Annotated in this window: 1 protein-coding gene; it reads left to right on the plus strand. The window is 68.2% G+C overall.

What is annotated here, in order from left to right; translation table 11 throughout:
* On the plus strand, positions 1–261 hold a 261-nt coding region (locus tag SB772_RS42460; protein WP_410838827.1), incomplete at both ends, for an MFS transporter.

The raw sequence follows: 261 nt of genomic DNA on the forward strand, positions 1-261 counted from the left end.
CGGGCGCACGCACGGGCGCACACGCGCCGCGCGAGCGTCTGCCGCTGCGCGCCGTGCTGGCCGACCGTTCGGTGCTCTGCATGTTCGCGAGCTGGGCCTGCTACAACAGCGTGTTCTACGGCCTGATGACGTGGATGCCCAGCTATCTGCACAAGGCGCACGGCTTCGATCTCAAGCAGATGGGCGGCGCGACCTTCGTGATCTTCCTGTGCGGCTTCATCGGCGAACTGTTCGGCGGCTGGCTCGCCGACACGTGGCGCG

It is taken from the genome of Paraburkholderia sp. SIMBA_030, assembly GCF_046535245.1.
In the GTDB taxonomy this organism is placed as follows: domain Bacteria; phylum Pseudomonadota; class Gammaproteobacteria; order Burkholderiales; family Burkholderiaceae; genus Paraburkholderia.